The 5,543-nt window shown below is 62.0% G+C and carries 4 protein-coding genes and 1 pseudogene; 1 reads left to right on the top strand and 4 read right to left on the bottom strand.

What is annotated here, in order from left to right; all coding sequences use genetic code 11:
* Window positions 1-439: pseudogene (locus CAPSK01_RS24240) on the bottom strand (hypothetical protein); the annotation flags it as partial.
* Between the two features lie 476 nt (window positions 440-915).
* Between CAPSK01_RS24240 and CAPSK01_RS24235 the strand changes: the two are divergent.
* Window positions 916-1,791, top strand: coding sequence for a peptidylprolyl isomerase (locus CAPSK01_RS24235; protein ID WP_273704198.1), 876 nt, complete (start codon window positions 916-918; stop codon window positions 1,789-1,791).
* Between the two features lie 13 nt (window positions 1,792-1,804).
* Here the strand turns inward: CAPSK01_RS24235 and CAPSK01_RS20380 are convergent, their stop codons facing one another.
* The 3 genes from CAPSK01_RS20380 to CAPSK01_RS20370 all read right to left on the bottom strand — a co-directional run bounded on the left by CAPSK01_RS20380 (window position 1,805) and on the right by CAPSK01_RS20370 (window position 5,423).
* On the bottom strand, window positions 1,805-2,620 hold the full coding sequence (locus tag CAPSK01_RS20380; protein ID WP_034931246.1) for a Sir2 family NAD-dependent protein deacetylase: 816 nt from the start codon (window positions 2,618-2,620) through the stop codon (window positions 1,805-1,807).
* On the bottom strand, window positions 2,621-3,520 hold the full coding sequence (locus CAPSK01_RS20375) for a radical SAM protein (protein WP_034931242.1): 900 nt from the start codon (window positions 3,518-3,520) through the stop codon (window positions 2,621-2,623).
* A 190-nt stretch (window positions 3,521-3,710) separates the two neighbouring features.
* The gene (locus CAPSK01_RS20370; RefSeq protein ID WP_034931239.1) at window positions 3,711-5,423 is read right to left on the bottom strand and encodes a cation:proton antiporter; all 1,713 of its coding nucleotides are present in this window, start codon (window positions 5,421-5,423) and stop codon (window positions 3,711-3,713) included.
* Window positions 5,424-5,543: the final 120 nt, after the last annotated feature.

The following is a 5,543-nucleotide window of genomic DNA, read 5'->3' as shown; positions in this document are numbered from 1 at the left end:
CATGGATGCGCGAGAGACCGAGCATCGCCGCAATGCCTCCGATGAGTTCGAGTTGGCGATTCTGAAAACCTTGCACGATTGTGAACAGGACGCCGGTGGACCAGGCAAAAGTCATCAAGCCGGCAATGGCGATCATGCCTTCAAGCAAATTCCATTCGTCAGACAAACTGATACTGCTGCCCAGGGTAGTGTATTCCAGGAGCGCGAAATAGAACGACGTGCCAAACTTGGGAATGGCCCCTGTGACGACGAAGAAAGCTGCCCAGACGGCGATTTCGAGCAGATGCACCAGCATGATCAGCCAGCTTGCAAGAATGATGTTGCCGAGCCCCCAGAAGAAGGAATGCGTGCCATTCGCCCTGTGCTCTAGGGTACGGCTTGTATCGATCGTCAGGATCATGCCGAACCCATGCACGACCATGGTCGCGGCAACCAGCACGATGCCCCAAGTCACCTCGGTCACAGAGGTGATGTATTCGGGGACGGGGACATTGTTCATGCGAAGAGGGTTTTCACGGGTTCATCCACAGGCGCTGCGCAAGGTGGCAATGGCGAACGTGCTGTGACAGGTTGCGACGAAATATCGTCTCCGAATGGGCATATGCGCACACCGGGGTTCTGCGAAACATCTCCATTTGCAGTAGAGCCTTCCTGAAACTCGCCCAGCACACTCCTTGGCGTCATGGCGCGAGAGAGTGTAGCATGGGGTGGACCCTGGTCATGACTTTGCAAGATGCCCCCGATGAGGCAAGTCATGACCGTTTCCCCTTCCTTGCACGCCGGAATCGTTCGATGGGCGCAGAGCATGCCCCCCAACCTCTCTCCCGCGAGTGGAGAGGGGAGATCACCGAGGTTGAGTTTCCTGGCGGGCGACAGGATAATCCGCGTTTCCATCCACCCGGTCAATGATTGCCCATGAACACCTTTCTGCGTCTGCTGCGTCCAGGCCTGTTGGCCATCGTGAGCTTTGCCCTGGCGACCACTGTGTGGGCTCAATCCACGATGGTCCGATTGCACACCACGCAGGGCGCGATCGACATCCAGCTCTACGACACCGCTGCACCGAAGACGGTGGCCAACTTCCTCAGCTATGTGCGCAGCGGCGCCTACATAGACAACTTCATCCACCGCAGCGTGCCCGGTTTCGTCGTGCAGTTGGGCGGGTATGCGTGGCCTGCCAGCGGCTATGCCGGCCACATCACCACCCTTCCTCCGGTGGTCAACGAGTTCAGCATTGCACGCTCGAATGTGCGCGGCACGGTGGCGATGGCCAAGCTCGGCGGTGACCCCAACAGCGCCACCAGCGAGTTCTTCTTCAACCTGGGCAACAACGCCTCCAACCTGGACACGCAAAATGGCGGTTTCACGGTGTTCGGTCGGGTGACCACGCCGGGCATGGCCGTGGTGGACAGGATCGCGGCACTGCGCACGGTCAATGCCGGCGGTACTTTTGCCAACCTGCCGGTGGTCAACTTCAGCGGCAGTACCCTTCTGCGAGAGCATGTGGTGCGCCTGACCGGGGTGACTGAATTTCCCCCGCTCTCCGCTCAGAGCCATTCGGACCGCATCTTCAACTATCTCGAGGCAGCGTATCCGCAGTATCTTTCGCCTTCGCACGGCCAGGCCGGCGTGGCATCTGGCTATACCTTCCGTTACTACGCCGGCACCAACGCCTACGTGGCCACCGCCAATGACAAGGTCTGGTATCTGCTGCCGTCGATCTCTCCCGACATTGGCCTGCTGGGGGACACGGCTTCCTGGCTGAGTGTCGCGGCGCAGGCCGGATACTGACCGCCGACCACGGTTAGACCAGACAGGCGTCAGCAATCGCACGCAGCGCTGCCAGGCCACCAGCGGCAATCGACACGCCTTTGCCGTCCGGTAGCTGCGGCTCGGTCGGATTGATACGGATCATCTGGCCTTTGACCCGCTCGCCCATTCGGCGTGCGGTCGGGATGCGGGTGCCGGCGCCAATCTCGATGACCAACAGATGCTCGACCAGTCGAAGCCAGGCGCGCAGACCTGCTTCCTGAACGTCGCTACGTTCGCTGCGCCATCCCCAGTCACCAAACATCAGAATGTTCGGCCGGGCAATTCCCCGGCAGCGCGGACAGCGCGGGAATTCCGAAGTCAGCAGACACTGCTCTTCGTCAATTTCGGGGTCGAAGTCCTTGGCCGGCCAGATGCCGTCATGGCAGCCGTCGAGGCACTGCAGGTAGTGGATCGATCCGTGGCATTCGCTGACACGATCTTCGGAAAAGCCGGCTTTCTGGAACTGGCCGTCGACGTTGCTGGTAAATACGCGGGCACCGTGCGGCCGGTGCTCACCGATCCGGCGCAGGATCTGGAAACCCTCGTGCGGAACCGTGCGGCGGTAGAGTTGCAGTCGATGTCCGTAGAAACCCCAGGCCAGGCGAGGCTGCGATGCGAAGGCCGCTGGATTGGCGATTTCCTCGAAGGCGATGCGGGCGCGTCCGAGCGCCGGATAAGCCCCCCAGAAACCTTGCGGACCACGAAAATCGGGCATGCCCGAATCCACACCGATACCGGCACCGGCGGTGATCAGGAGGCCGTCGGCCTGCCGGATCAGTTCGCCGCAGCGTTGGTAGTCGGTCGCCATCTACAGCCCGCGTGCCCACGCCGGGCGCAGCGCTGCGGCCTGCGGGTTGGCAATGGCGTCGCGCACCTGCCGCAGCAGGCGGTCCTTGTCAGCGCCAAGCGTTCCCTTGAGGATCAGCCAGTTCGACGCGTGGTCGCTGCGAAACACGGTCCGTTCGAGTTCCAGCCCGGCGAGAAAACGCTCCATTTCGACAAACAGTTCGTGCTGGCTGAGTGCTCGCCAGCCTGGAAAGCCGCCACGCAAGCGCTCCTCGCCGAGCGGAAAGCTGACGACCAGCGTCGCCAGATACTCGGGCTGTGTGGCATTGACCAGGCGTGCCGATTGGTCGGCGTGCCGCAGCGAGAGATCCGGGCCGGCAAGACCGTTGAGAATCATCACCGAGCGCTTGATGCCGGCCGCCCCGAGCTTGTTCAGCGCCTCGAGAGTCGAGTCATGGGTCTCGCCCTTGTTGACTCGTTCCAATACCTCGTCGTCGCCCGACTCGGCACCGACGTAGGCAATCGCCAGGCCGGCTGCGGCGAGTTCGCCCAGTTCCTCGACCGACTTCTTCCGCAGGTTGCGCGGCAGGCAGTAGCTCGACACCCGCCGCACAGCCGGCAGATGTTTGCGGATGGCGTCGAGAACCTTGAGCAGGCGACGCGTCGGCAGCACCAGGGCATCGCCGTCGGCGAGAAAAACGCGCCGGATTGCGCTGCCAAAGCGTTCGCCGGTACGCTCGATGCTCTCCAGCACTTCAGCTTCGTCGCGCGCTCGGAAATGCTTCTGCGGCGCGGTGTACATCTCGCAGAAGGTACACTGATTCCACGAGCAACCGTCGGTTAGCGGCAGGATCAGCGATTCGGCCTCACTCGGTGGCCGGTAGACGGGTTCAACGTAACGAATCGGGAGCACGGGAAACATGGCGTGTGGCGGGTCTCGGGGTGAGTTGATTCGACAATGTTAATGTGAAAGTCGCGTTAGCGACTCACGAATCTCCCCTCCCCACTTGTGGGGGAGGGGTCGGGGGAGAGGGAAACGGTCATGACTTTCATGATCCGGGGTGCCTTGCAAAGTCATGACCGTTAGCGCGCTTTGCCCCTCGGAGATCCGGCTACTGCTCGCTCTCACGCACCAGCGCATAATCGGTATTGCGCACACCGCGCAGCAGCAGGTTGGTGTCGTCAGTGGAAGTGCCGAGGGCCTCCAGGGCCTCCGCTGCCAGACGCAGGCTGGCCTCCAGAAGTTCGGGGTAGGCCTTGTTGACGCCGGCTCGCAGCAGGGCCTCGCAGCTTGCCAGGTCGCGGGCGCGCGAGACGATGGTCATCTCCGGCGCGTGCGAGCGGATCATCGCGGCTGCGCGAACAGCGGCGTGCTGGTCGTCAATGGTCAGGACCACCAGATCGACCCCCTGCATTGGCGAGGTAGCGAGCAATTCCGGGTCACCGATGTCGCCATAGAACACGGGATGACCTTCGCTGCGCCATTTGGCGACCAGTACCGCGTCGGTGTCGAAAGCGATGCAGGAGATACCGCTACTGGCCAGGATGGTGCCCACCGTGTGGCCGACGCGACCATAGCCGCCGATCACCACCCGGGCACCGGATTCCTGTCCTTGCGCGGCATGGCGGAAGCGGTCGTGAACCCCTGCCGGCACATCCTCTACGCGTAGCGCCAGCCGGTTCCCGAGCTTGACCAGCAGCGGCGTGAGGAGCATGGTGACGGAAATGATCGCCACGGCCATCATGAAGATCAAATCGTCGATCACGCCCAGTGCCTTGGCGGAACCGAACAGCACAAAGCCGAACTCACCTCCCTGCGCGAGCAGAAAAGCGACCCGCAACGCGGTGCTGCGACCGGAGCCGAAGCACAGACACAACACGAAGAGCACCATCGCCTTGATGGTGATGATCGCGAGAACATGCAGGGCAAACTCGAACGGGTGCTGCGTCAGCGCACCGACGTCCACCGACATTCCGACGGCCACGAAGAACAGGCTCATCAGCAAACCCTTGTGAGGTTCCATGCTGGCCTCGATCTGAATGCTGTAGCGCGAGGTCGAGAGCATCATCCCGATCAGGAATGCCCCGAGAGCCATCGACATGCCCGCATGTTCCATGGCCATCGCGGCGATGAACACCGAGGCCATGGCCGTCAGCAGGAAAGCCTCGCGGTTGTTGGTGCGGGCCAGATGATCGAGCACCCGGGGGAGCAGGTAGCGTCCACCGATGATCACCATCGCCACCATCGCCACGGCCAGACCAATCTGTCTCCACAAGGGAATTTCCGTAACCAGCGCCCTGGTGTCGGCGAGGATCGGGACCAATGCCAGCAGCGGTACCACCGCGATATCCTGCATCAGCAGGACGGCGAATGCGGTCTGGCCGTGCCGGCTGGCGATGTCGCCCTGATCCCTGAGCATCTGCACCACAAACGCGGTCGAGGACAGCGCGAAGCTACTACCGAGCAAGAGAGCGGTCGACCAGTTCGGTTGAAAAAGCTTGAAATAGGCGGCGACAGCCAGCGCCGAGACAACGATCTGCAGCGAACCGAGCCCGAACAGCGTGCGCCGCAGCTCCCACAAGCGGCGAGGCTTCATCTCCAGGCCGATCAGGAACATCAGCAGCACGACGCCGAGTTCGGTGAAATGCCGCACACCTTCGACCTCGGTGGTGATGAAAGGCCCTGGCGTATGCGGTCCGACGATGACGCCGGTAACCAGCAGGCCGAGGATCGAGCCGAGGCCAAAATGCCGAAACACCGCGACGGCGATCGCCGCGACGACCAGCAACAGCACGGCAGAGTCAACGAAAGATTTGGGATCCATGCGAGTGGTGAGCGCTTCTTTAATGTCAAAGTCGCGTCAGCGACTCACGAATCCCCCCTCCTCACTTGCGGAGGAGCTCGGGAAGTTCATCCATGCGTCAACATTAGCACAAGCCGTGCC

This window comes from Candidatus Accumulibacter vicinus, from assembly GCF_000584955.1.
Lineage (GTDB): Bacteria > Pseudomonadota > Gammaproteobacteria > Burkholderiales > Rhodocyclaceae > Accumulibacter > Accumulibacter vicinus.
This window is presented reverse-complemented; position numbering and strand designations above follow the sequence as displayed.